We start from the raw sequence: 21,878 nt of genomic DNA on the forward strand, positions 1-21,878 counted from the left end.
GCCGTCTTCGCAGGCAAGCCAGCTCCCACATTTGGATCGCGGTGCGTCAGTTAGAACAGCGTCGGCTATCCGGTCGTCACGGGAGCAAGCGCCCTCGCCACAGGTCCAGCGTCGCACCAAAGTTGTGTAGATAGCGGTGTATCAGGCAACATCTTCATTGACTGACACAACGCTATCCCAGGCAAGCCAGCTCCCACATTTTCGACAGTGCCCGCTTCACACCCTCGCGGCCGTGCCCGGCTCCTGTTAGATTGGTCATTCTCCAAATGCCAGGGAAGCACCATGGGCCATTCACTGAAAATCCTGGGCCGTACCTCCTCCATCAACGTGCGCAAAGTACTGTGGACCTGCCAGGAACTGGGCATCGACTATGTGCGCGAAGACTGGGGCATCGGTTTCAAGCCTACCCAATCCCCCGATTTCCTCGCCTTGAACCCCAACGCGCAGGTGCCTGTACTGATCGACGACCATGGCGTGCTATGGGAGTCCAATACCATCTGTCGCTACCTTGTCGGCCTCTATCAGCGCCATGACTTGCTACCCGTTGAGCCTGCCTTGCGTGCACGGGTCGAACAGTGGATGGACTGGCAAGCCACCGAACTCAACCCTTCGTGGGGCTATGCGTTCCACGCACTGGTGCGTCAAAACCCGGACTATCAGGACCCGCAACGCATCCAGGCGGGTGTGCAGGCCTGGAACGACAAGATGGCCTTGCTGGAACAACAGTTGAGCAAGACCGGCGCCTACGTCGCCGGCCAAGAGTTCACCCTCGCTGACATCTTGATCGGCCTTTCGGTACATCGGTGGCAGATGACACCCATGGAGCGGCCACCCTACCCCGCCATCGCGGCGTATTACCAACGCCTCAGCCAGCACGCTGGCTTCAAGACGTTCGCGCTCGACGGCCACAATTAGAGAAGCAGTTGCGCGCTTTAAGCTCCAAGCCCAATAGCGCTTTGGCTTAAAGCTCGAAGCTTCCAACTCGCCTAACTCAAGGTTATTCATGCCCACACTCGCCGCCTGCGTCTCAGACCCCACCCGCGCCGCCCACATCAGCGCCCGCATCGACCGCCTGCCCGCCGTCGCCACTATTTGGCGCCTGGTGGCGTTACTCTCCATCGGCGGTTTTTTCGAGCTGTATGACCTGTTCCAAACCGCCTATATCAGCCCTGGCCTGATCAGCGACGGGATTTTTCATACCGGCAGCGAAGGTGTTTTCGGCTTCTCGGACCAAGCCGCTTTCGCCTCGGCCACGTTCCTGGGCCTGTTCCTCGGCGCCAGCCTGCTCAGCCCCATCGCCGACCGCTTCGGGCGCCGGGCGATTTTCACCTTTGCACTGGTCTGGTACACGGTGGCCACGGTGCTGATGGGCATCCAGACCTCGGCCGTGGGCATCATCTGCATGCGCTTTCTGGTGGGCATTGGCCTTGGCATCGAACTGGTGACCATCGACGCCTACCTTTCGGAACTGGTGCCCAAGCGCATGCGCAGTTCGGCGTTTGCCTTTGCGTTTTTTATCCAGTTTCTGTCCGTACCGGCCGTGGCGTTGATGTCGTGGTGGCTGGTGCCACAGGCGCCGTTCGGTATCGCCGGGTGGCGCTGGGTGGTGTTGAGCAGTGCAGTGTTTGCATTGTTTATCTGGCAACTGCGCAAGCGCCTGCCGGAGTCACCGCGCTGGCTTGCACAAAAGGGACGCTTCGAAGAAGCCGACACGATCCTGAACAACCTGGAGGCACGCTGCCAAAAGGATCACGGCAAGCCGCTGGACATGCCGGAGCCCGAAACGATCAGCGTGCAAGGCAGTGGCCGTTTCGCCGATATCTGGCAGCCGCCCTACCGCCGCCGCGCCTTGATGCTGATCGTGTTTCATGTATTCCAGGCCATCGGCTTCTTCGGCTTTGGCAACTGGCTGCCGGCCTTGCTCTCGGGCCAGGGGGTCAGCGTGACCCACAGCCTGCTCTACGCCTTCATCATCACCCTCGCCTACCCGCTGGGCCCGCTGTTGTTCGTCAAAGTGGCCAACCGCTTTGAGAACAAATGGCAGATTGTCGGCTCGGCCATGGGGGCGGTGATCTTCGGCAGCCTGTTTGCCCTGCAAACCACCGCGTTAGGGCTGATTTTCTGCGGGGTGATGATCACCTTCTGCAACGCCTGGCTGAGCTTCAGTTATCACTCCTACCAGAGCGAATTGTTCCCCACCAATATCCGTGCACGGGCGGTGGGGTTCTGTTATTCGTTCAGCCGTTTATCCACGGTGTTCAGCAGTTTGTTGATCGGTTTTATCCTCGAACACCTGGGCACGCCGGGTGTGTTGGCGTTTATCGCCAGCAGCATGTTGATCGTGATGATTACCATCAGTTGGTTCGGGCCACGCACGCGCAACCTGGCGCTGGAGAACATCGCTCACTGACGACAACGGTTGGCCGCACAAGGAGAAGGCTTGCCACGCCGACGACTTCCGCCCCAGTAAACACTGGGGTCTGGCACCCGGCACAGTATTTGCTCCAGCTGTCGCACCGTCTGTTTTCATAGGTGACCGATCATGCTGGTTAACAACACTCAAGCGGCGTCGAACGTGCAACAGATCACGCGACCCGACATGGACCCCGCCAACGCCGCCGCCAGTGCGCTGTACAGCGGCGCTTTGCAGGCTGCGCAACACAGCGTCACAGTGCCGGCCGCGCAGAGGGAATTGGACAAGGCCAGCGATCGCATCGACGAAGCCTTCGCCAAGACCCGCGTGCAGTTACAGGCCACGACTAACGGGGCACGTACCGAGTTCACCGAATACATGAGCAAATCCCCGGCCGAACGTATTCGTGAACAGTTGCTCAAGGAACAAGGGCTGACCGAAGAGCAAGTGCAGGCGCTGCCCCAGGAAAAACAAGACGCCATCGCCAAACAAGTGGCCGAGCGCTTGAAGGAGCAACAACAGCAGCAGGTAGCGGCGAAGGCCACGGCTTCGCCAACCCAGACACTGAAGGAAACCCTGGCCGCTATCTAAACAGGTGGGAGCTGGCTTGCCTGCGATAGCATCACCTCAGCCCAACTGATACACCGAGGTGTCTGCATCGCAGGCAAGCCAGCTCCCACATTGTTCGGTTTAGCGGTCTGACTCAATGGGCTTGAAGACCACCTGCTGCACATCGACCTTTTTCGGGATCAGGCCGTTGGCAAAAAACAGGTCGGCGGTGCGTTGCTGGTTGGCGATGTCGATGGCCGCCAAGGGGCGGATCGGTTCAGGCGAGCGATGTTCGAAGTAGCTTTTGACCACCGCCGATGGCAGCCCTAGGGTGCCGGCCATCAGCGCGATGCTCGCGTCGGGCTGATCCAGCGACAGGCGCTGTGCTTTACCAAGCGTCTGGATAATCGTGGCGATGGCCTCGGGGTGCTGCTTGGCAAACGGGTGGTTGACCACGAAGAAACTGCCCGCAGGGTTCAGCCCTTGCCCATCCCCCAGCACGCGCGCCGAGCCGTCGATCACAGCGGCCGAGTAGTACGGGTCCCACACCACCCAGGCGTCCACCTTGCCTTGTTCAAACGCGGCACGGCCGTCGGAAGGCGACAGGTACACCACGTTCACATCCTTCCACTGCAACCCGGCGCGCAGCAGGCTCTTGAGAAACAGGTTGTGCGCACTGGAGCCCTTGAGCAACGCCACGCGCTTGCCCTTGAGTTCAGCCACGGTCTGCACCGTACTGGCCTTGGGCACCAGCACCGCTTCGGCCTTGCCCTCATTAGGCTCGACGGCGAAGTATTGCAAGTCTATCCCGGCCGCCTGGGCGAAGATCGGCGGGATATCGCCAATATTGCCGATGTCCAGGCTGCCGGCGTTAAGCGCTTCGATCAGCGGCGGGCCACCGAGGAATTCGGTCCACTGCACCTGTGTACCGGGCAGCGCCGCTTCGAAGAGTTTGTGCTCACGGGCGAGCACCATGCTGACCGAGCTTTTCTGGTAGCCGATGCGCAGCGTGGAAGGTTCGGCCGCTGAGGTGGGCTGCGCCAATACCGCCAATGCCAGCAGCGAACTGCCCAGCAGGTGTTTGATTGCTTTCATAAGTTGCCTCTTGGTGGTTCGATCAGATTCAAAGTGAGCACAGTAAGCGTGGAAGCTGGCGTGCCTGCGATGGCGGCGTGTCAGGGTCAGAGGTGTTGGCTGGCTCACCGCTATCGCAGGCAAGCCAGCTCCCACATTTGATCGGTGTGGGATTCAAGGCCGGTAACAGCGCGGGCCATATAGTCACTGACCGAGCGCTGGGAAATCCCCAGTTCGGCGGCGATCTGGGGGTACGTCAGGCCGTTGACGCGGGACAACAGGAACGTCGTCTTGATCTTGGCCGGCAAGCGCTCGAGTAATAGATCGATGGCTTGCAGGGCTTCGAGTACCTGGGCCCGATCCTCGGCGCAGGCGGCATCGTCATCCAGCGCAGCGAGGTAGGCACGCTCCAGGTCACGCCGGCGCCACACCTGGTATACGAGGCGCTGGGCAATGGTGGTAAGCAATGCGCGGGGCTGTCGTATCGGCGTTAGCTGAGGTGCACTCAGGAGCTGGACAAAGGCGTCGACGGCGATGTCTTCGGCGTGGGCACGGGAGTTGAGGTAGCGGTGCAAGCGGCTGCACAGCCAAGGGTAATGAATGCGAAACAGTGAGCCCACGTAATCGCTGTGAGCACTATCGGCGCCGGACATAGTGGCTCCTTCTGAGTAGGTTGCGCGGTATGTCCGGTGTTCCGGTGGAGCGATCCTAGCAAGGCTGCTTATGCTTTAATAATATTTAAAATGCATTTTTATATAACTCTATTGAAGTTTCGGGTAGCCGACGCTGGCGGCCTGCCGTTGGTAATCCAACACCACCTGATAGTCGTCTTCGCTGGCAGGGAGCACGGTTTGCACACCCAAGGTTTGCGTCACCTGCGGCAGGTCCTGCAACGCCAGGTTCATCGCCTCACGAATCTGCGCCACCTGCACGTCGCTCAAGCCCAGCGCGCCTATGTAGGGCAAAGTCGGGCTCGGCGCGCTGCGGGTGATGACGCGCAGGCCCGCCACCTCTTCGGGGGCGAATCGGGCGAGGTAGTCGTAGGTGACGCTGTCGATGGCAGCGAGGTCGGCGCGGTCTTCACGCAGCCAGCGCAAGCTCTCGCGGTGGGCGCCGCTGATGCCGACGCTGGCGAAGAACCGCCCGTCGCGCTGCAACGGCGCCACGCAGTGACGCAGCAGATTCATGCCGCTGTTGGAGTTGTGGTCGTTGATCACGCCACGACTGCGGTAGAACTGCGCCAAGCGGGTACGCGGGTTGTCAGCGCGGGTCAACAGCAGGCTGCAATGTTCGCCGTGGCTGCTGTGGACCAACTCGTAACGGGGGCGCCCAATGATGCGTACCTGGCCGCGCAATTGGGTCATCAGCGGGTAGCCGCAGGTTTGGCTGACGAGCAATTGCGGCGAAAGCCACAGGCCGGGCAAGTCGAGGTGGTCGGCGTCAAGACGATGCAGCTTCAAGCGCTCAAGGATGCGCGCCAGCCAGCGTTGATTGGCCTGCTGGATGGGCTGGGGCGCAACGTACATGCGCAGGTCGGCGTAATGCTCACTCATGGTCGCCTCTCAGGCAAACGGGTGCCGGGGGCTGTCGATGGCCTTGAGGCCGTGGCGGCTGATCAACTGGCCGTAACCCTGCACCAGGAAACCGCCGCTGCGCGCCAGCCACTGCTCGCGCCGGGCACGGTACACCCTGGGCAGCAGGTACCACGGCAACTTTGGCAGATCGTGGTGTACCAGATGCAGATTGTTGTTGAGAAACAGCCAGGCCCAAGGCCAAGACGCTTCGTTAAGCACTGTGCGCTGTTCCGGCCGGAGATGGGGGCGGTGCTCATAGTAGGAACGGATCGAGGCCAGGGACAAGGCTGGCACGCTGACCAGCAGCAGGTAATGCCACACCGCAAGCGCGCTGTAGTAGGCGATGAAAATCAGCATCAGCACAGTGACGGCGCCGTGGGCCAGCCACATCGGCCATACCTGAGGCAGACGTTGAAATTCGTGACGTGCCAACCGGCCAATCGCCAACGGCGCTGCCAGCAGGAAGCGGCCAAGCACGGTCTTGGTCAGCCAATGCAGGCCACGTTCGAACAGCGAGCTGTTGTTCCATTGCTGCTGATTGAGGTAGCGGCTTTCCGGGTCGATGCCCGGTAGGGTCAGGTCGTGGTCGTTATGGTGCAACAGGTGGCTGTCGCGGTACAGCGTGTAGGGATACCACACCGCGAACGGGGCATAGCCGAGGAGTTTATTCAGCCATAACGAACGAGTCGGGTGGCCGTGGAGCAATTCGTGCTGCACCGATAGCCACAGGGTCACCAGCGGAATCAGCAGCAACATGCTCAGCCACAGGCCCAGCCACCAGCTGCCAAGGATCACCGCGAACCAGCCGGCATATACGCTGATCAACAGCAGCCAGGTCGGCCACTCGGTTCTTGCCACAAAGGTCGTCGCCAGGGCTTCGATTTCCCGGCGGTGGGTCGGATCAAGGTAATTGGTCATCGGCAGCTCAGAGCAGGTGTTTCCTGCTCTGTGCAATGAGGCGGGAAAATCTTGCAGATCGTTTGGTTCTAAGCGTGTAACTCAGTGACCGAACAGGCCTGCTTCGGATTTTTTGGTCTTCTTGTCCGCGCGTTTTTCATCCACGGTCTTTGCCGGTTTTTTCTTCGCGGCTTTCTTTGAATCCATACCTTTGGCCATGATGCATGCTCCACTAACAGGGGATGTAGCACTGGGTATACCACCTATTGCCCGGCAGAAGGCGCTTATAATCCCCTGCCCTGGATAACGCTTGTCTGAACCCCATGCCCCCATTGCACATCGAACCGCTGGCCGAGCCTCTGTGGCCACTGCTGAACAAGTTTTACCGCAGCCACAATTCATCGATGAAGGCGCTCAAGGGCGGCCGTTTGTGGGTAGTGCGAGATGGCGAGATCGTGGCCGGCTTGTGCTTGAGCCCGGTGGTGGGCGGGCAGTGGCTGACGGGGGTGTTTGTGGCGCCGACTCATCGTGGCCAGGGGCTGGCGGCTCGATTGATCGGCGAGGCCGTGGCGGGTATTGAGGGGACGGTTTGGTTGCTGTGCCATCCGGACCTGGAACGGTTGTATCAGAGGATGGGGTTCAGCCAGGACACGGTTTTGCCGCAATCGCTGAGTGAACGGCTGGTGCGTTACAAGCGCAATAAGCCGATGATTGCGATGGGGCTCAATGCCCAGGATAAACACTGAACCCATGTGGGAGCTGGCTTGCCTGCGATGGCGGTGGGCCAGCCAATCTATCTGTGACAGATACACCGCTATCGCAGGCAAGCCAGCTCCCACAGTTGAACTGTGGGTGTGTCAGAAGGGCTATTCGTCAGCCGTTGGGTCCAGCTCCGGGAACATCACTTCAATAAACCCGAATTTGCTGAAATCGGTAATCCGCGACGGGTACAGCCGGCCGATCAAATGGTCGCACTCATGCTGCACCACCCGCGCATGGAAACCGTCGGCAAAGCGTACGATCGGCTCGCCTTTGGGGTCGAACCCTTCGTAGCGAATCTGCTGGTAACGGTTCACGGCGCCGCGCAGGCCTGGCACCGACAGGCAACCTTCATAGCCCTCTTCCAGTACCGGGCTGAGCGGTGTGATCAGCGGGTTGATCAGGATGGTCTGCGGCACCGGCGGCGCGTCCGGGTAGCGTTCGCTGGCTTCGAAACCGAAGATCACCAGTTGCAGGTCCACCCCAATCTGCGGCGCGGCCAGGCCAACGCCGCCCACGTGCTCCATGGTCTGGAACATATCGTCGATCAGTTGCCACAGCTCCGGGCTGTCGAACATTTCCGGCGGTACCGGCGGGGCGATACGCAGCAGGCGCTCGTCGCCCATTTTCAGGATTTCACGGATCATTGTTCAGGCTCGGTCATGGGCTTGGAGTGGTCCCGGCCGAGGCCAGAGACGTGTTGTTTTTCATCGGTGTGGCCCGGCTCGCCTATTTCTTTCTCACCGGGGTCCTTGCCCTCGGCAGACATATGCTCGATGACCGCGTTCATCTCCGCGCCCAGCAGCAATACGGCGGCAGAGATGTAGAAATACAGGAGCAAGACAATGATCGCGCCGATGCTGCCATACATGGCGTTGTAGTCCGCGAAGGTCTTGACGTAGTAGCCAAAGCCCAGGGAGGCGACGATCCATACCACCACGGCCAAGACGGAGCCGGGGGTGATAAAGCGAAACTCCTGCTCAACGTCCGGCATCACGTAATACATGAGGGCCACGGCGAACATCAGCAAGATCACAATCAGCGGCCAGCGCAGGATGGTCCACAGCGTGACCACGAATTCCTGCATGCCGATCTGCCCGGCCAGCCACTCCATGACCTGTGGGCCCAGCACCATCAGCGCGGCGGCGGCCAGCAGCATGCCAGCGATGCCCACGGTGTAGAAAATCGACAGCGGGAAACGCTTCCAGATCGGCCGCCCTTCCACCACGTCGTAGGCGGCGTTCATGGCGCTCATCATCAGGCGCACGCCCGCAGAGGCCGTCCACAGTGCGATGACGATACCCACCGAGAGCAAGCCGCCCTTGGACTGCTGCAACTGATCGATCACCGGGTTGACCTGTTCCAGCGCCTGGGGAGGCAACACCAACTCCGATTGCAGGCGCAGCCAGGTGAAGAAGTCAGGCAGGTGCAGGAAACCGATCAGGGCAATGAGAAACAGCAGGAACGGAAACAAAGAGAACAGCATCTGGTAGGCCAGTGCCGAGGCGTAGGTAGGCATCTCGTCATCGACGAATTCCTTGACGGTGCGTACCAGCACCTTGTGCAGCTTGAGACCATCGAGTACCGGAAAAAGCATAGCGTCTCCTTTCGCCGCAAAGAGGTTGAGTTCGTGGGCGACTCAGGGGCCGTTTTCTACATCAAAGTAGCCCATTTGGCGACTTTGAAACAATTTCGAAAGTTTAGTTGCACCTTCAGATACAAAAACGGCCATCCGTGGATGGCCGTCGGGCTGCTGGGGGCTGCCCGCCAGGACGTGTTACTCAGTGGCTTTTTTCACTGCGTCCTTGGTCTTGCCCACTGCTTGCTGCGCTTCGCCTTTTTTCTCTTGGATCACGCCTTCAGCACGCAGTTTGTCGTTGTCTGTGACTTTACCGACGCCTTGCTTGATGTTACCCACAGCTTCGTTCGCCAAGCCCTTTACCTTATCGGAAGTGCTGCTCATGGTATTACTCCTGATAACAATCAAATGGTTTTTGGTCACTACGTAGCGGTTGACCTGAAGCGCAACGGCAGAGTTTCAATTATTTTTGCGCAAGCATTTCATCGAAAGCGGCAGGTTTGGCTTTATGTTTTGCAGCCAACCCACGAGAATGCCCGGCACATTCAGGCTGCAACGCTGAATAACAGATCCCGTAGGAAGGTTATGAAACTCAATAAAGCACAGGCCATTGCCCGCAGAAACCAGGAACTGGGCGGTGCCGTACTCGGCGTCAACAACTGCCACTTCACCGACCTGGACCGCAAACGCAACATCTGGTGGTTCGACCTGCCGGTGGGGCGCATTGCCGTGGGCCAGTACGAGTGGATCCACCTGTTGATGCACAACGCCGACACCGACCAGTTGCTGCACCTGAAGGTGCCGACCGTGTTCCTGCGTGAAAAACTCGAAGGGCTGGTGGTACGCAATGCGGGCAAGCGCAAGCCGGAGATTACCCTGGAGCTGAGTGCCGACAAGGATTCGTTCTTGAAGGACGTACGCCCCGCCGGTGCGGGTGTGAGCTTCGCGCAGTTCGTGCTGTAACCCCGGTAACCCTGTGGGAGCGGGCTTGCCCGCGATAGCAGTGAGTCAGGCGATACAGCAGTAGCCGGTGTAGCGCTATCGCAGGCAAGCCAGCTCCCACAGGGGGTAAGTGTTTCGCCAGCGCCCCCATAAAAAACCCCGCATCAGCGGGGTTTTTTATGGGTTACTTTTTAAGACCGAGTTTCTTCAGCTCTTCATCCCGCAATTCACGCCGCAAGATCTTGCCCACGTTGGTAGTCGGCAACGCATCACGGAACTCCACGGCCTTGGGCACCTTGTAGCCGGTGACGTTAGCGCGCATGTGTTCCATCACCTGGTCCTTGGTCAGGGTAGCCCCTGGCTTGACCACGATGAACAACTTGATGTGCTCACCGGATTTTTCATCCGGTACGCCGATGGCCGCACACTGCAGCACGCCCGGCAGGCCCGCCAGCACGTCTTCCAGCTCGTTGGGGTAGACGTTGAAACCGGAGACCAGAATCATGTCCTTCTTGCGGTCGACGATACGCATGTAGCCGTCTGGCTGGATGATCGCGATGTCGCCGGTTTTCAGCCAGCCTTCGCTGTCGAGCATCTCGTCGGTGGCGTCCTGGCGCTGCCAGTAGCCCTTCATCACTTGCGGACCTTTCACACACAGCTCGCCGGTTTCACCCAGTGCAAGCTCGGTGCCGTCGTCAGCGATGACTTTACACGCGGTGGAAGGCACCGGAATGCCAATGGTGCCGATCTGGATGTGCTGGATCGGGTTGACCGTGGCCACCGGGCTGGTTTCGGTCATGCCGTAGCCTTCGCAGATCGCGCAGCCGGTCACCGCCTTCCAACGCTCCGCCGCTGCCAGTTGCAACGCCATGCCCCCCGACAGGGTGACCTTCAGCGCAGAGAAGTCCAGCTTGCGGAAACCTTCGTTGTTGCACAGCGCCACAAACAGGGTGTTGAGGCCGACGAAGCCGCTGAACTTCCACTTCGACAGTTCCTTGACCATCGCCGGCAGGTCGCGCGGGTTGCTGATCAGGATGTTGTGGTTGCCGATCAGCATCATCGCCATGCAATGAAAGGTGAAGGCATAGATGTGGTACAGCGGCAGCGGCGTGATCAGGATCTCGCAGCCTTCGTTGAGGTTGGAGCCCATCAGCGCCTTGCATTGCAGCATGTTGGCCACGAGATTGCGGTGGGTCAGCATCGCGCCCTTGGCCACGCCGGTGGTACCGCCGGTGTATTGCAGCACGGCCACATCGCCGCTGGCCGGGCTGGCATCGTCGACCGGCTGGCCATGGCCCTTGGCGAGCACGTCGTTGAACTTGATGGCCTGAGGCAAGTGATAGGCCGGGACCATTTTCTTCACGTACTTGATCACGCTGTTGATCAGCACGCGCTTGAACGGCGAGAGCAGGTCGGCAACTTCGGTGACGATCACGTGCTTGACGGCGGTCTTGGGCACGACTTTTTCAGCCAGGTGCGCCATGTTGGCCAGGCAAACCAGGGCCTTGGCCCCCGAATCATTGAATTGGTGCTCCATCTCCCGCGCGGTGTACAGCGGGTTGGTGTTGACCACGATGAGGCCGGCGCGGATCGCACCGAATACAGCGACGGGGTATTGCAGAACGTTGGGCAGTTGCACGGCGATTCGATCGCCAGGCTTCAAGTCGGTATGCTGTTGCAGATACGCGGCAAATGCGCCGGACAATTCGTACAATTCACCGTAGGTGATGGTCTTGCCCAGATTGCTGAAAGCCGGTTTGTTAGCGAAGCGCTGGCAGGACTGCTTCAGTACCGCCTGAATATTCGGATACTCGTCTGGATTGATCTGTGCAGCAATCCCGGCGGGGTACTTATCCTTCCAAAAGTCTTCATTCATGGAAGCCCACTCCTCAGCGACGCGAATTCATCATCGCATTTGATGCGATTATTATTGGTGTATGTTTTTAGGTGAGTCTGGCGCTTTCAAGCAGGCCTAGAAGTCACAAAGCGCGCCGAGAGTAGCAGCTTTGCCAAGGGCCGCCTAGAGCCAAAAGAGGGCCCTACAGTCATAAACATGACTCAAGAATATCCAATGGTCACTTTTAGAGCAAAAATTCTATAACTCCAGAAATGGCTCTAGAACAGGCTTTCAAGGGCGAAAAATACAGAGTGGGAGCTGGCTTGCCTGCGACAGCGGTGGACCAGTCAATTCAACAGGTGACTGAAACACTGCTATCGCAGGCAGACCAGCTCCCACATTTTTTGTACCCGGTTTCAATTCAAGCGATGTCGCGCAGCTCCCGGCGCAGAATTTTCCCCACCGGCGTCATCGGCAACGACTCCCTCAACACAATATGCTTGGGCACCTTGTACCCGGTGAAGTTGGCCTTGCAGTACGCCTTCAGCTCCTCAAGGCTCACCCCCTGGGCCCGTGCCACCACGAATAGCTTCACCGCCTCCCCTGTGCGCTCGTCCGGCACGCCGATCACGGCGCAGTTGGCCACGGCCGGGTGGGCCATGATCACGTCTTCGATTTCGTTGGGGTACACGTTGAAACCCGAGACGATGATCAAATCCTTCTTGCGATCCACAATGCTGATGTAGCCATCGGTGTCGATCACCGCAATGTCGCCGGTCTTCAACCAGCCATCGGCGTCCAGGGTTTCGGCGGTGGCGGCCGGTTGCTGCCAGTAGCCCTTCATTACTTGTGGGCCCTGGATGCACAGCTCGCCGCGCTCGCCCAACGGCAGTTCTTGCCCCAGGTCATCCACGACTTTCATCGCCGTCCCCGGCACTGGGATGCCCACGGTACCCAGGCGCGATAGCCCGCCGTAGGGGTTGGTACTGGCTACCGGCGAGGTTTCGGTGAGGCCGTAGCCTTCGCCGATGGCGCAGCCGGTCAGCGCCTTCCAGCGTTCCGCCGTGGCCTTGACCAAGGCGGTGCCGCCGGAGTTGGTAATCTTCAGGTGGGAGAAATCCAGGGTCTTGAAATCCGGGTGGTCCATCAGCGCCACAAACAGTGTGTTCAGCCCCAACAGGCCGGAGAACTGCCACTGCTTGAGCTCCTTGATAAACCCGCCGATGTCCCGTGGGTTGGTGATCAGCACGTTGTGGTTGCCGGAGACCATCATGCACATGCAATTGGCCGTGAAGGCATAGATGTGGTACAGCGGCAGCGGTGCAATCATTACCTCCTGCCCTTCCTTGATCAGCGGATGGCCGTCGTCGCCCAGTTGCGACATGCAGGCCCGCACCTGCTGCATATTCGCCACCAGGTTGCCGTGGGTGAGCATCGCGCCCTTGGCCAGCCCAGTGGTGCCGCCGGTGTATTGCAGCACGGCGACGTCGTCCAGGGTCACCGGATGGCGCGTCACCCCAAGGCCCGCGCCCATGCGCAGGGCGCGCTTGAACGACACTGCTCGCGGCAGGTGGTAGGCCGGAACCATCTTCTTCACCTTGTCGACCACGGTGTTGACCAGCCAGCCTTTGGCGGCGGGCATGAAATCGCCCATCCTGGCTTCGATCAGGTAGTCGATCTCCGTGTCGGTGCACACCTCCTGCACACGTGAACCGAACAGGTTGAGATAGACCAGCGCCCGCACACCGGCATCCTTGAACTGGTGGCGCATCTCGCGCGGGGTATACAGCGGGTTGGTGTTGACCACGATCAGCCCGGCGCGCAGTGCGCCGAACACCGCAACCGGGTAATGCAGCACGTTGGGCAGCTGCACCGCGATGCGCTCACCGGGCTTGAGGTCGGTGTGCTGCTGCAGGTAACCGGCAAACGCCGCACTCTGGCGCTCAAGTTCAGCGTAGGTAAGCGTAATGCCCATGCTGCTGAATGCCGGACGGTCGGCAAAGGTCTTGCAGGAACGCTCGAAGACCTCGATCACCGACTTGTAGGTGCTGAGGTCGATGGCATTGGGGACTCCCGCCGCGCGTTTGTCATTCCAGAAATCAGGTTGCATTATTCTTGTCCTCTTTACCTGAGTGTGTCCGGCCGCTGCCATGCAAATGCGCAGCAATAAGAAGCGGAGCTTTGGGGAAGTTAGCAGCTATGGCCAAACAGGCAAGACACTGAACTGTGTCATTGATTGTATGAATCTTGTACCTAAGGCGTAGGCAGATACCCCGCCCCACGCCGGATGAGCTATACAATGCAACCACCCTGAGCAAAGGAAGCCGCCATGAACCACAGCACCTTCTGGCTGACCGCGAACGACCACACCCGCCTGTACGTCAACCAATGGATGCCCGACGGCTCGCCCAAGGCCGTGGTGATGATTTCCCATGGCATGGCCGAGCACGGCGGCCGCTATGCACGCCTGGCGCAGGCATTGTGTGCAGCAGGCCTGGGTGTGTATGCGCTGGACCAGCGTGGGCATGGCCGTACCGCCGAGGCCGGCACCGTTGGGTTGTATGCTGAAACGGACGGCTGGAACAAAGTGGTGGGCGATCTGGCCAGCCTCAATCAGCATATCGGCCAACAGCATTCAGGGCTGCCGATCATCCTGCTGGGCCACAGCATGGGCAGCTACATCTCCCAGGCGTACTTGCTGCATCACAGTGCCAGCCTGCATGGGGCAATTCTCAGCGGTTCGAATTTCCAGCCGGTGGCCCTCTACCGTGCAGCGCAAATCATTGCGCGCATCGAGCGAGCACGCCAAGGCCTGCGAGGACGCAGTGCGTTGATCGACTTCCTGTCGTTCGGCTCATTCAACAAAGCCTTCAAACCCAATCGCACCCAGTTCGACTGGCTCAGCCGCGACCCGGTTGAAGTGGACAACTACATCAACGACCCACTCTGTGGCTTTCGTTGCACCAATCAATTGTGGATCGACCTGTTGGGCGGCTTGCAGCAGATCAGCAAAGTCTCCAACCTGGCGCAGATCGACCCCGGCCTGCCGATCCTGGTGATGGGCGGCGATTGTGATCCGGTGAGTGAAGGCAAGCGTCTCAAGGATCTGGCCCATGCCCTGCGTGAGGCCGGTTGCCAGGACGTGCAATTGACGCTCTACCCGCAGGCGCGTCATGAAGTGTTCAACGAAACCAACCGGGATGAAGTCACCGCCGACCTGCTGGCCTGGCTCGACCAGGCGCTGGCGTTGCGCAGGCCCACCCGCTGCGAATAATTTTTGCTTTAAAATCAGCCGATTAATTACCGTTAAGCCACAGGATGCACCTTGAGATGACCCAGGTAACCAACACCCCGTACGAAGCGCTTGAAGTGGGCCAGACTGCCAGCTTCAGCAAAACCGTCGAAGAGCGCGATATCCAGCTGTTCGCCGCCATGTCGGGTGACCACAACCCGGTGCACCTGGACGCTGAATACGCCAAGGCGACCATGTTCAAGGAGCGGATTGCCCACGGCATGTTCAGCGGTGCGCTGATCAGCGCGGCGGTGGCCTGCGAGCTGCCTGGGCCGGGCACGATTTATATCGGCCAGCAGATGACCTTCCAGAAGCCGGTGAAGATTGGCGACACCCTGACCGTGCGTTTGGAAATCCTCGAGAAACTACCGAAGTTTCGCGTGCGCATTGCCACTCGGGTGTTCAACCAGCGTGATGAGTTGGTGGTGGATGGCGAGGCGGAGATTCTGGCGCCACGTAAGCAGCAAGTCGTGACCCTGACCGAATTGCCACCCATCAGCATCGGCTGACCTAGATTCCAGCCTGTGCATAAAACACATGTGGGAGCGGGCTTGCCCGCGAATGCAGTGTGTCAGTCAATACAACCGTGACTGATCCACCGCTTTCGCGGGCAAGCCCGCTCCCACACTAAGCCCAGCGTGGGGCTTACGACTGAGCGCGAGCCTGGTTACGCAGGGCTTTTACCTGGTCGTGGTTGCGCTGTACCCCGTGGTACTGACGCTCAACCAAGTCACGAATGCCCACCAGGTTGTGCTTGTTGATCTTCTCGATGGCTTCCTTGTAAGCCTTCAATGCGTGGTCTTCACCGCGCTCGGCTTCGTTCAATACGGCCTCTTCGTCCTTGCCGGTGACCATCGACTTCACGTCGACCCAACCACGGTGCAGGGCGCCGGCCATGCTGCCGGAATCTTCAGGATCGCCACCCAAGGCACGCACAGCCGTTTTCAGTTCTTCGGCAGCGGTACCGCAATCAACGGCACGCTTGGCAAACAGTGCCTTGAGTTCTGGATGCTTGATGTCTTCAGCGCATTCCTTGAAACCCTTTTGGCCGTCGATGCTGGTCTCGATCAGGTCGTTCAGTACGGAGATCGATTCTTTGTTGATATCAGTCATTTTTCAATTCCTTGTACGGGTTAGAAGGTTGCCTTGGTTATTGCAGCGCCCGTGCCAGGTTTTGAAAAATAATTTTTATGTTTAATTTCAACATGTTACGAATTATTGAACCATCTGTATCTTGGTTATTTGCATGATCTGTCATTTGGCCTTCATGCAGAATGCCTGTATTTTCGAAAGCCTGGCCTCAACCCTGCGACGCTCATGAATCCCGAAAAACTCGAACTGCTCATCACCCGCCAAATGCCCTTCGGCAAATACAAGGGCCGGATCATTGCCGACCTGCCTGGGCCCTACCTGAATTGGTTCGCCCGCGAAGGTTTCCCCCACGGCGAACTGGGCGGTTTGCTGGCCTTGATGCAGGAAATCGACCACAACGGCCTATCCGAATTGCTCGAACCGCTGCGCGCCAAACACGGTAAACCTGCCCCCCGCCACTAAAGAGATTCGCCATGCCAAGGAATGCTGATAACGAACCGCACTGGCACGCCATTGCCCAGCGCTATGAGTGCGAGCCCGGCCCGATCAACCTGGAAAACGGCTACTTCGGGCGCATGAGCCGGGCGGTGCAGGCCCAGTACCTTGAGCACATCAGCTTTATCAACCGCAGCAACGCGGTGCACGTGCGCCAGCGCTTTGAGCAGGGCGAAAACATCGAGATACGCCGCCAGTTGGCCGGGTTGATTGACGTCGACCCCGAGTCGGTCGCGTTTACCCGCAACGCCACCGAAGCCTTGCAGTCGCTGATCCGCAACTACAACCGCCTGCAACCGGGCGACCAGGTGCTGATCAGCGACCTGGAGTACGACACGGTCAAAGGCGCCATGCGCTGGCTGGCAGCGACTCGCGGCGTGGAAGTGATAGAGGTGGCCCACACCCACCCGGCCAGTTTCGACAGCCTGGTGCAAACTTACCACGACGCCTTCGCGCAGTACCCGCGCCTGAAATTAATGGCCCTGACCCATGTGACCCACCGTACCGGCCTGGTCATGCCGGTTGCGGCCATTGCCAAGGCCGCGCGCGAACGCGCAATCGACGTGATCCTCGACGGCGCTCATGCACTGGGCCAGATCGAATTCAACCTGGCCGAACTGGGCATTCAGTTCGCAGGCTTCAACCTGCACAAGTGGATCGGCGCGCCGCTGACCCTGGGCTTTTTGTACATTGCACCGGAGCGCCTGGCCGATATCGACCCGGACATGGGCGAATTCCACTACCCGGCCACGGATGTGCGAGCGCGTACGTCCTACAGCACGCCGAACTTCCCCGCGCTGATGACCCTGCCTTTGGTGTTTGACGAGCATCGGCAATTGGGTGGCGCTGCGGCCAAGGGCGCACGCGTCAATTACCTGCGCAACCTGTGGGTAAACCAGGTGCGACCGTTGCCGGGGATTGAAGTGCTGACCTCGGATGACCCCAGACTGTATTGCGGGATCACAGCCTTCAAGTTCATCGGGCGTGATCAGCAGACGATGGTGGACAGGCTGCTCAAGGAGCACGGCCTGTTCACCACTACGCGCACGGGGGCAGCGTTTGGCACCTGTATCCGGGTGACGCCGGGGCTGGTGACGTCGGCGGCGGACATCAACGCGCTGGTCCACGCGATCACCCAACTAAACACCGTTTAAAACTGTGGGAGCTGGCTTGCCTGCGATAACGGTGTATCAGCCAAAGATGGGCTAACTGATAAATAGCTATCGCAGGCAAGCCAGCTCCCACCTTCAGAACGGCGATGTGTTTGAGGTTTTTTACAGGCAAAAAAAAGCGGCACACCGACCAAGTGCGCCGCAAAAATGCCGTTAAGCACAGCAACAACGATTCGATAAATCAGTTCAGTCCAGCAGCGCCAGCGCCTGGGCAGTGACTTCCTGGATACGCGCCCAGTCGCCATTCTTGACCCACTCCGGATCCAGCATCCAGCTGCCGCCCACGCACATCACGTTTTTCAACGCCATGTAGCTCTTGATATTGGCCGGCCCAACGCCGCCAGTCGGGCAGAATTTCACTTCCCCGAACGGGCCGCCGAGCGCCTTGATGGCAGCAACACCACCGCTGACTTCAGCCGGGAACAGCTTGAAGCGGCGATAACCCAGGCCGTAGCCTTCCATGATGCCGGAGGCGTTGCTGATGCCCGGCAGCAGCGGGATCGGGCTGTGCACCGAGGCTTCCAGCAAGTCGCGGGTGATGCCGGGGGTGACGATAAATTGCGAGCCTGCCACTTCTGCCGCTTCGAGCATGTGACGGTCTAGCACGGTACCTGCACCGGTGCACAGTTCAGGACGCTGCTCGCGCAAGACCTGAATGGCTTTAAGGCCGAACTCGGAACGCAGGGTCACTTCCAACGCGGTCAAACCGCCGGCTGCCAGGGCGTCGGCCAACGGCAGGATGTCCTGCTCGCGGGCGATGGTGATCACCGGCAGGATCCGCGCCTTGGCGCAGAGGCTGTCGATCAAGGCAACTTTATCCGCCATGGACACGGTCGGTTGAGGGCTTTTCATAGCGGCTGATCCTTGGCTCATGGGCACCAGTAAATCTCTAAAGTAGGTTGCAAAAACGCGCGAATCGGCATGGCAGCAACATCGTCGCTGGCCAGGGCGGCGCTCAAGGTCGTCAATTTCGAACTGCCGGAAATCGACAGCACGGTGTAGTCGGCCGTGGCCAGCAACGCACGACTCATGGTCAGGCGCTGGTGCGGCACAGTGGGCGCCAGCATCGGCCAGCAACGGCGGGTACCGTCGGCCTTCAGCGCTTCACTCAGGTTGGGGCTGTTGGGGAACAGCGATGCGGTGTGGCCGTCATCGCCCATGCCCAGCACCAGCACATCAATGGCTGGCAACTCACCCAGCAGGCGATCGGCCTGCTCGGCAGCGTCTTCAAGGTTGGCGGCAGGGCTGTACAGGCTCAAGAACTTCGCCTTGGCCGCCGGGCCTTGCAGCAAATGTTGCTTCAACAGGCCAGCATTGCTGTCGGCATGTTCGACCGGCACCCAGCGCTCATCGGCCAGGGTGATGGTGACCTTGGACCAGTCCAGGTCCTGCTTGGCCAGGTTCTGGAAAAACGCCACGGGGCTGCGGCCGCCGGACACCACCAACGTCGCCTCGCCACGGGCAGTGATGGCCCCCCGCAGTTGCTCGGCCACGTCATTGGCCAGGCCATCGGCCAGCAGCGCAGGCGTACGGTACTCATGGGCAGTAACGCCCTGAGGCAGTTTCAATTCAGATATCGCCATACCACGACCTCCCATCCCGCGTGATCAGTGCAATCGAGCTCATCGGCCCCCAGGACCCCGCCGCATACGGCTTGGGCGCATCACCGGATTTTTTCCACCCGGCGATCAACTGGTCACACCACTTCCACGCGGCTTCGATTTCATCTTTGCGAACAAACAGGTTCTGATTGCCGCGCATCACTTCCAGCAACAACCGCTCGTAGGCATCGGGGATGCGTGCGCTGCGATAGGTGTCGGAAAAATTCAATTGCAGTGGCCCGCTGCGCAGTTGCATGCCTTTGTCCAGGCCCTGCTCCTTGGTCATCACACGCAAGGAAATACCTTCGTCCGGCTGCAGGCGGATGATCAGCTTGTTGCTGATCTGCAGGCGCTGCTCGGGGGCGAAGATGTAGTGGGACGGTTCCTTGAAGTGGATGACAATCTGCGACAGCTTTTGCGGCATACGCTTGCCAGTACGCAGGTAGAACGGCACGCCGGCCCAGCGCCAGTTACGGATATCGGCACGCAGGGCAACGAACGTCTCGGTGTCGCTCTGGGTGTTGGAATTGTCTTCTTCCAGGTAACCCGGCACGGCTTTACCGGCGCTGTAGCCGGCGATGTACTGGCCGCGCACCACTTGAGTGGTGAGGCCCTCGGGGCTGATCGGCGCCAGGGCCTTGAGCACCTTGACCTTCTCGTCACGGATGCTGTCGGCGGACAGGTCGGCCGGCGGGTCCATGGCAATCAGGCAAAGCAGTTGCAACAGATGGTTCTGGATCATGTCGCGCAGCTGGCCGGCCTTGTCGAAGTAACCCCAACGGCCTTCGATACCAACCTGCTCGGCCACGGTGATTTCCACGTGGGAGATGTAATTCTGGTTCCACTGGGTTTCGAACAGGCTGTTGGCAAAACGCAGGGCGATCAGGTTCTGCACCGTCTCTTTGCCCAGGTAGTGGTCGATGCGGTAGGTGCGGTTTTCCGGGAAAAACTGCGCCACGGCGTCGTTGACCTTGCGCGACGACTCCAGGTCCGAACCGATGGGTTTTTCCAGCACCACGCGGGTATTTTCCGCCAGGCCGACCTTGGACAGGTTTTCGCAGATCGCGCCGTACACCGCCGCCGGGGTGGCGAAGTAGGCGATCAGGCGTTGATCGCTGCCGACTTTTTCGGCCAGGGCAACGTAGTCGTCGGCCTTCATGAAGTCGACATGCACATACGAAAGGCGCGCGAGGAAACGCTGGGCCACGGCTTGGTCGAGTTCCTTGCCGACGTATTTACGCAATTCTTTTTCGATATGGGCCAGGTGTTGCTGCTCGGAGCCAGCTTCACGGGCCAGGGCCAGGATGCGTGTGTCGTCGTGCAGCAACCCGGCGCCATCGAGCTGATAAAGGGCAGGAAATAACTTGCGCAGCGCCAGATCACCCAAGGCGCCAAACAGGGCAAAGGTGCAGGGTTCCACGGTTATCGAAGGCATGATGTTTGTTCTTTTATCAAGTTAAGCTACAAATACCTTTTTTCAAGGCATCACTCAAGGAAAAATGTAGTAATAACCACAACATTTTCCGGAAATACGCATTGCGAGTGGTGGTGTTCAGCTACCCTCAGTAGGATAGGCCACCGCGAAAAGCCACTCATCGATTGGTTACCGCCTTTTTATTTGCATCGTCGCCCGAAGGAAAGACTGAATGGACCGCGTGCGAAATCTTCTGGAACAGATCCGGAACCGCCTCGAAGAATTGAACAAGGCCGAGCGCAAAGTCGCTGAAGTGATCCTGCTCAACCCGCAGCAGGCCACACGCTTCTCGATCGCCGCCCTCGCCCAGGCCGCCTCGGTCAGTGAACCGACGGTCAACCGTTTCTGCCGCTCGTTCGGTGTCAGCGGTTACCCTGAACTTAAATTGCAATTGGCGCAAAGCCTGGCCAGTGGCGCCGCGTATGTCAGCCGCGCCGTGGAGGCCGATGATAACCCCGAGGCCTACACCCAGAAGATCTTTGGCAGCGCCATTGCCTCTCTGGACAGCGCGTGCCAGGCCCTGGACCCGGCGCTGATCAGCAAGGCCGTGGACTTGTTGATCCAGGCACGGCAGATCCACTTCTTTGGCCTCGGCGCTTCGGCTCCCGTGGCCATGGATGCGCTGCACAAGTTCTTCCGCTTCAACCTGGCAGTGACCGCCCACGCCGACGTGCTGATGCAACGCATGATCGCCTCGGTGGCGCACACCGGAGAGTTGTTCGTGATCATCTCCTACACCGGCCGTACCCGCGAGCTGGTGGAAGTGGCGCGTATCGCTCGGGAAAACGGTGCGTCAGTGCTGGGCGTGACCGCCGAGAACTCGCCGCTGGCCAAAGCCAGTACGGTGAGCCTGAACATCCCGTTGCCGGAAGACACGGATATCTACATGCCGATGACTTCTCGGATTATCCAGTTGACGGTGCTGGATGTGTTGGCGACCGGCATGACGTTGCGCCGTGGCGTAGATTTTCAGCCGCATTTGCGGAAAATCAAAGAGAGCTTGAATGACAGCCGATATCCGGTGGGGGATGAATTCAACTAAATCCGTGTCAACTGATCGTTCCCACGCTCCGCGTGGGAATGCCTCACTGGACGCTCTGCGTCTGCCTTTAGCGTCGTGACGCGGAG

Annotated in this window: 23 protein-coding genes; 10 read left to right on the forward strand and 13 right to left on the reverse strand. The window is 59.5% G+C overall.

The features are described 5' to 3' along the window. The first annotated feature begins 282 nt into the window (after nt 1–282). From QK296_RS13930 to QK296_RS13940, 3 genes are all read left to right on the forward strand, one after another. The gene (locus QK296_RS13930) at nt 283–915 is read left to right on the forward strand and encodes a glutathione S-transferase (protein WP_003193711.1); all 633 of its coding nucleotides are present in this window, start codon (nt 283–285) and stop codon (nt 913–915) included. Between the two features lie 88 nt (nt 916–1,003). Beyond that, nucleotides 1,004–2,410 (forward strand): MFS transporter, encoded by a 1,407-nt coding sequence (locus tag QK296_RS13935; RefSeq protein ID WP_169856204.1) that lies wholly within the window; start codon nt 1,004–1,006, stop codon nt 2,408–2,410. 132 nt (nt 2,411–2,542) lie between these two features. Next, on the forward strand, nt 2,543–3,004 hold the full coding sequence (locus tag QK296_RS13940) for a hypothetical protein (protein ID WP_034134344.1): 462 nt from the start codon (nt 2,543–2,545) through the stop codon (nt 3,002–3,004). A gap of 99 nt (nt 3,005–3,103) precedes the next feature. Here QK296_RS13940 and QK296_RS13945 read toward each other — a convergent pair whose 3' ends face one another. The 4 genes from QK296_RS13945 to QK296_RS13960 all read right to left on the reverse strand — a co-directional run bounded on the left by QK296_RS13945 (nt 3,104) and on the right by QK296_RS13960 (nt 6,528). Continuing rightward, nucleotides 3,104–4,057 (reverse strand): aliphatic sulfonate ABC transporter substrate-binding protein, encoded by a 954-nt coding sequence (locus tag QK296_RS13945; RefSeq protein ID WP_057711762.1) that lies wholly within the window; start codon nt 4,055–4,057, stop codon nt 3,104–3,106. Nucleotides 4,058–4,167: 110 nt separating this feature from the next. After that, complete coding sequence (locus tag QK296_RS13950) at nt 4,168–4,689, reverse strand: sigma-70 family RNA polymerase sigma factor (RefSeq protein ID WP_169856206.1); 522 nt, start codon at nt 4,687–4,689, stop codon at nt 4,168–4,170. 108 nt (nt 4,690–4,797) lie between these two features. Next, entirely contained in the window at nt 4,798–5,589 is a 792-nt protein-coding gene (locus QK296_RS13955; RefSeq protein WP_169856208.1) for a PhnD/SsuA/transferrin family substrate-binding protein, read from the reverse strand. A 9-nt stretch (nt 5,590–5,598) separates the two neighbouring features. Further along, the gene (locus tag QK296_RS13960) at nt 5,599–6,528 is read right to left on the reverse strand and encodes a fatty acid desaturase (RefSeq protein WP_169856209.1); all 930 of its coding nucleotides are present in this window, start codon (nt 6,526–6,528) and stop codon (nt 5,599–5,601) included. A 302-nt stretch (nt 6,529–6,830) separates the two neighbouring features. On the opposite strand from QK296_RS13960, the gene QK296_RS13965 reads away from it, so the two are divergent. After that, on the forward strand, nt 6,831–7,253 hold the full coding sequence (locus QK296_RS13965; protein WP_003193728.1) for a GNAT family N-acetyltransferase: 423 nt from the start codon (nt 6,831–6,833) through the stop codon (nt 7,251–7,253). 120 nt (nt 7,254–7,373) lie between these two features. Here QK296_RS13965 and def read toward each other — a convergent pair whose 3' ends face one another. The 3 genes from def to QK296_RS13980 all read right to left on the reverse strand — a co-directional run bounded on the left by def (nt 7,374) and on the right by QK296_RS13980 (nt 9,229). Then, nucleotides 7,374–7,913: a peptide deformylase gene (gene def / locus QK296_RS13970; protein WP_003193731.1), complete on the reverse strand. Its 540-nt coding sequence runs from the start codon at nt 7,911–7,913 to the stop codon at nt 7,374–7,376. Beyond that, nucleotides 7,910–8,863, reverse strand: a complete 954-nt coding sequence (locus QK296_RS13975) for a YihY/virulence factor BrkB family protein (protein ID WP_003193733.1) — start codon at nt 8,861–8,863, stop codon at nt 7,910–7,912. Before QK296_RS13975 ends, def begins: the two co-directional genes overlap by 4 nt. 180 nt (nt 8,864–9,043) lie before the next feature. After that, nucleotides 9,044–9,229, reverse strand: coding sequence for a CsbD family protein (locus QK296_RS13980; protein ID WP_003193737.1), 186 nt, complete (start codon nt 9,227–9,229; stop codon nt 9,044–9,046). Between the two features lie 201 nt (nt 9,230–9,430). Between QK296_RS13980 and QK296_RS13985 the strand changes: the two genes are divergently transcribed. Beyond that, entirely contained in the window at nt 9,431–9,808 is a 378-nt protein-coding gene (locus QK296_RS13985; protein ID WP_034134348.1) for a hypothetical protein, read from the forward strand. 163 nt (nt 9,809–9,971) lie between these two features. On the opposite strand, the gene fadD1 is transcribed toward QK296_RS13985, so the two are convergent. Together fadD1 and fadD2 are read right to left on the reverse strand one after the other, a co-directional pair. Further along, the gene (gene fadD1, locus QK296_RS13990; RefSeq protein ID WP_003193742.1) at nt 9,972–11,663 is read right to left on the reverse strand and encodes a long-chain-fatty-acid--CoA ligase FadD1; all 1,692 of its coding nucleotides are present in this window, start codon (nt 11,661–11,663) and stop codon (nt 9,972–9,974) included. 382 nt (nt 11,664–12,045) lie between these two features. Then, nucleotides 12,046–13,734: a long-chain-fatty-acid--CoA ligase FadD2 gene (gene fadD2 / locus QK296_RS13995; protein ID WP_003193743.1), complete on the reverse strand. Its 1,689-nt coding sequence runs from the start codon at nt 13,732–13,734 to the stop codon at nt 12,046–12,048. A gap of 219 nt (nt 13,735–13,953) precedes the next feature. Between fadD2 and QK296_RS14000 the strand changes: the two genes are divergently transcribed. Together QK296_RS14000 and QK296_RS14005 are read left to right on the forward strand one after the other, a co-directional pair. Further along, on the forward strand, nt 13,954–14,898 hold the full coding sequence (locus tag QK296_RS14000; protein ID WP_169856211.1) for an alpha/beta hydrolase: 945 nt from the start codon (nt 13,954–13,956) through the stop codon (nt 14,896–14,898). Between the two features lie 56 nt (nt 14,899–14,954). Continuing rightward, the gene (locus QK296_RS14005) at nt 14,955–15,425 is read left to right on the forward strand and encodes a MaoC family dehydratase (RefSeq protein WP_003193747.1); all 471 of its coding nucleotides are present in this window, start codon (nt 14,955–14,957) and stop codon (nt 15,423–15,425) included. Between the two features lie 136 nt (nt 15,426–15,561). On the opposite strand, the gene QK296_RS14010 is transcribed toward QK296_RS14005, so the two are convergent. Then, nucleotides 15,562–16,029 carry a PA2169 family four-helix-bundle protein gene (locus tag QK296_RS14010; RefSeq protein WP_020303130.1) on the reverse strand — a complete coding sequence of 156 codons (468 nt, stop codon included), beginning with the start codon at nt 16,027–16,029 and terminating at the stop codon, nt 15,562–15,564. 204 nt (nt 16,030–16,233) lie between these two features. On the opposite strand from QK296_RS14010, the gene QK296_RS14015 reads away from it, so the two are divergent. Both QK296_RS14015 and QK296_RS14020 read left to right on the forward strand, forming a co-directional pair. Further along, the gene (locus QK296_RS14015; RefSeq protein WP_008056784.1) at nt 16,234–16,470 is read left to right on the forward strand and encodes a DUF3820 family protein; all 237 of its coding nucleotides are present in this window, start codon (nt 16,234–16,236) and stop codon (nt 16,468–16,470) included. Between the two features lie 11 nt (nt 16,471–16,481). Further along, nucleotides 16,482–17,657, forward strand: coding sequence for an aminotransferase class V-fold PLP-dependent enzyme (locus QK296_RS14020; protein WP_169856213.1), 1,176 nt, complete (start codon nt 16,482–16,484; stop codon nt 17,655–17,657). Between the two features lie 204 nt (nt 17,658–17,861). On the opposite strand, the gene QK296_RS14025 is transcribed toward QK296_RS14020, so the two are convergent. Genes QK296_RS14025 through zwf form a run of 3 tightly spaced genes read right to left on the reverse strand, consistent with a single transcriptional unit; the run spans nt 17,862 to nt 20,711 of the window. Beyond that, nucleotides 17,862–18,527 carry a bifunctional 4-hydroxy-2-oxoglutarate aldolase/2-dehydro-3-deoxy-phosphogluconate aldolase gene (locus QK296_RS14025; protein ID WP_026067364.1) on the reverse strand — a complete coding sequence of 222 codons (666 nt, stop codon included), beginning with the start codon at nt 18,525–18,527 and terminating at the stop codon, nt 17,862–17,864. Between the two features lie 17 nt (nt 18,528–18,544). Then, entirely contained in the window at nt 18,545–19,258 is a 714-nt protein-coding gene (gene pgl / locus QK296_RS14030; RefSeq protein WP_003193755.1) for a 6-phosphogluconolactonase, read from the reverse strand. Further along, nucleotides 19,245–20,711 carry a glucose-6-phosphate dehydrogenase gene (zwf, locus tag QK296_RS14035; protein ID WP_169856215.1) on the reverse strand — a complete coding sequence of 489 codons (1,467 nt, stop codon included), beginning with the start codon at nt 20,709–20,711 and terminating at the stop codon, nt 19,245–19,247. Before zwf ends, pgl begins: the two co-directional genes overlap by 14 nt. A 220-nt stretch (nt 20,712–20,931) precedes the next feature. Between zwf and QK296_RS14040 the strand changes: the two genes are divergently transcribed. Next, nucleotides 20,932–21,792, forward strand: coding sequence for a MurR/RpiR family transcriptional regulator (locus QK296_RS14040; RefSeq protein WP_169856377.1), 861 nt, complete (start codon nt 20,932–20,934; stop codon nt 21,790–21,792). Nucleotides 21,793–21,878 lie beyond the last annotated feature (86 nt).

Source organism: Pseudomonas sp. AL10 (assembly GCF_029960685.1).
GTDB classification, from domain to species: domain Bacteria; phylum Pseudomonadota; class Gammaproteobacteria; order Pseudomonadales; family Pseudomonadaceae; genus Aquipseudomonas; species Aquipseudomonas lactis.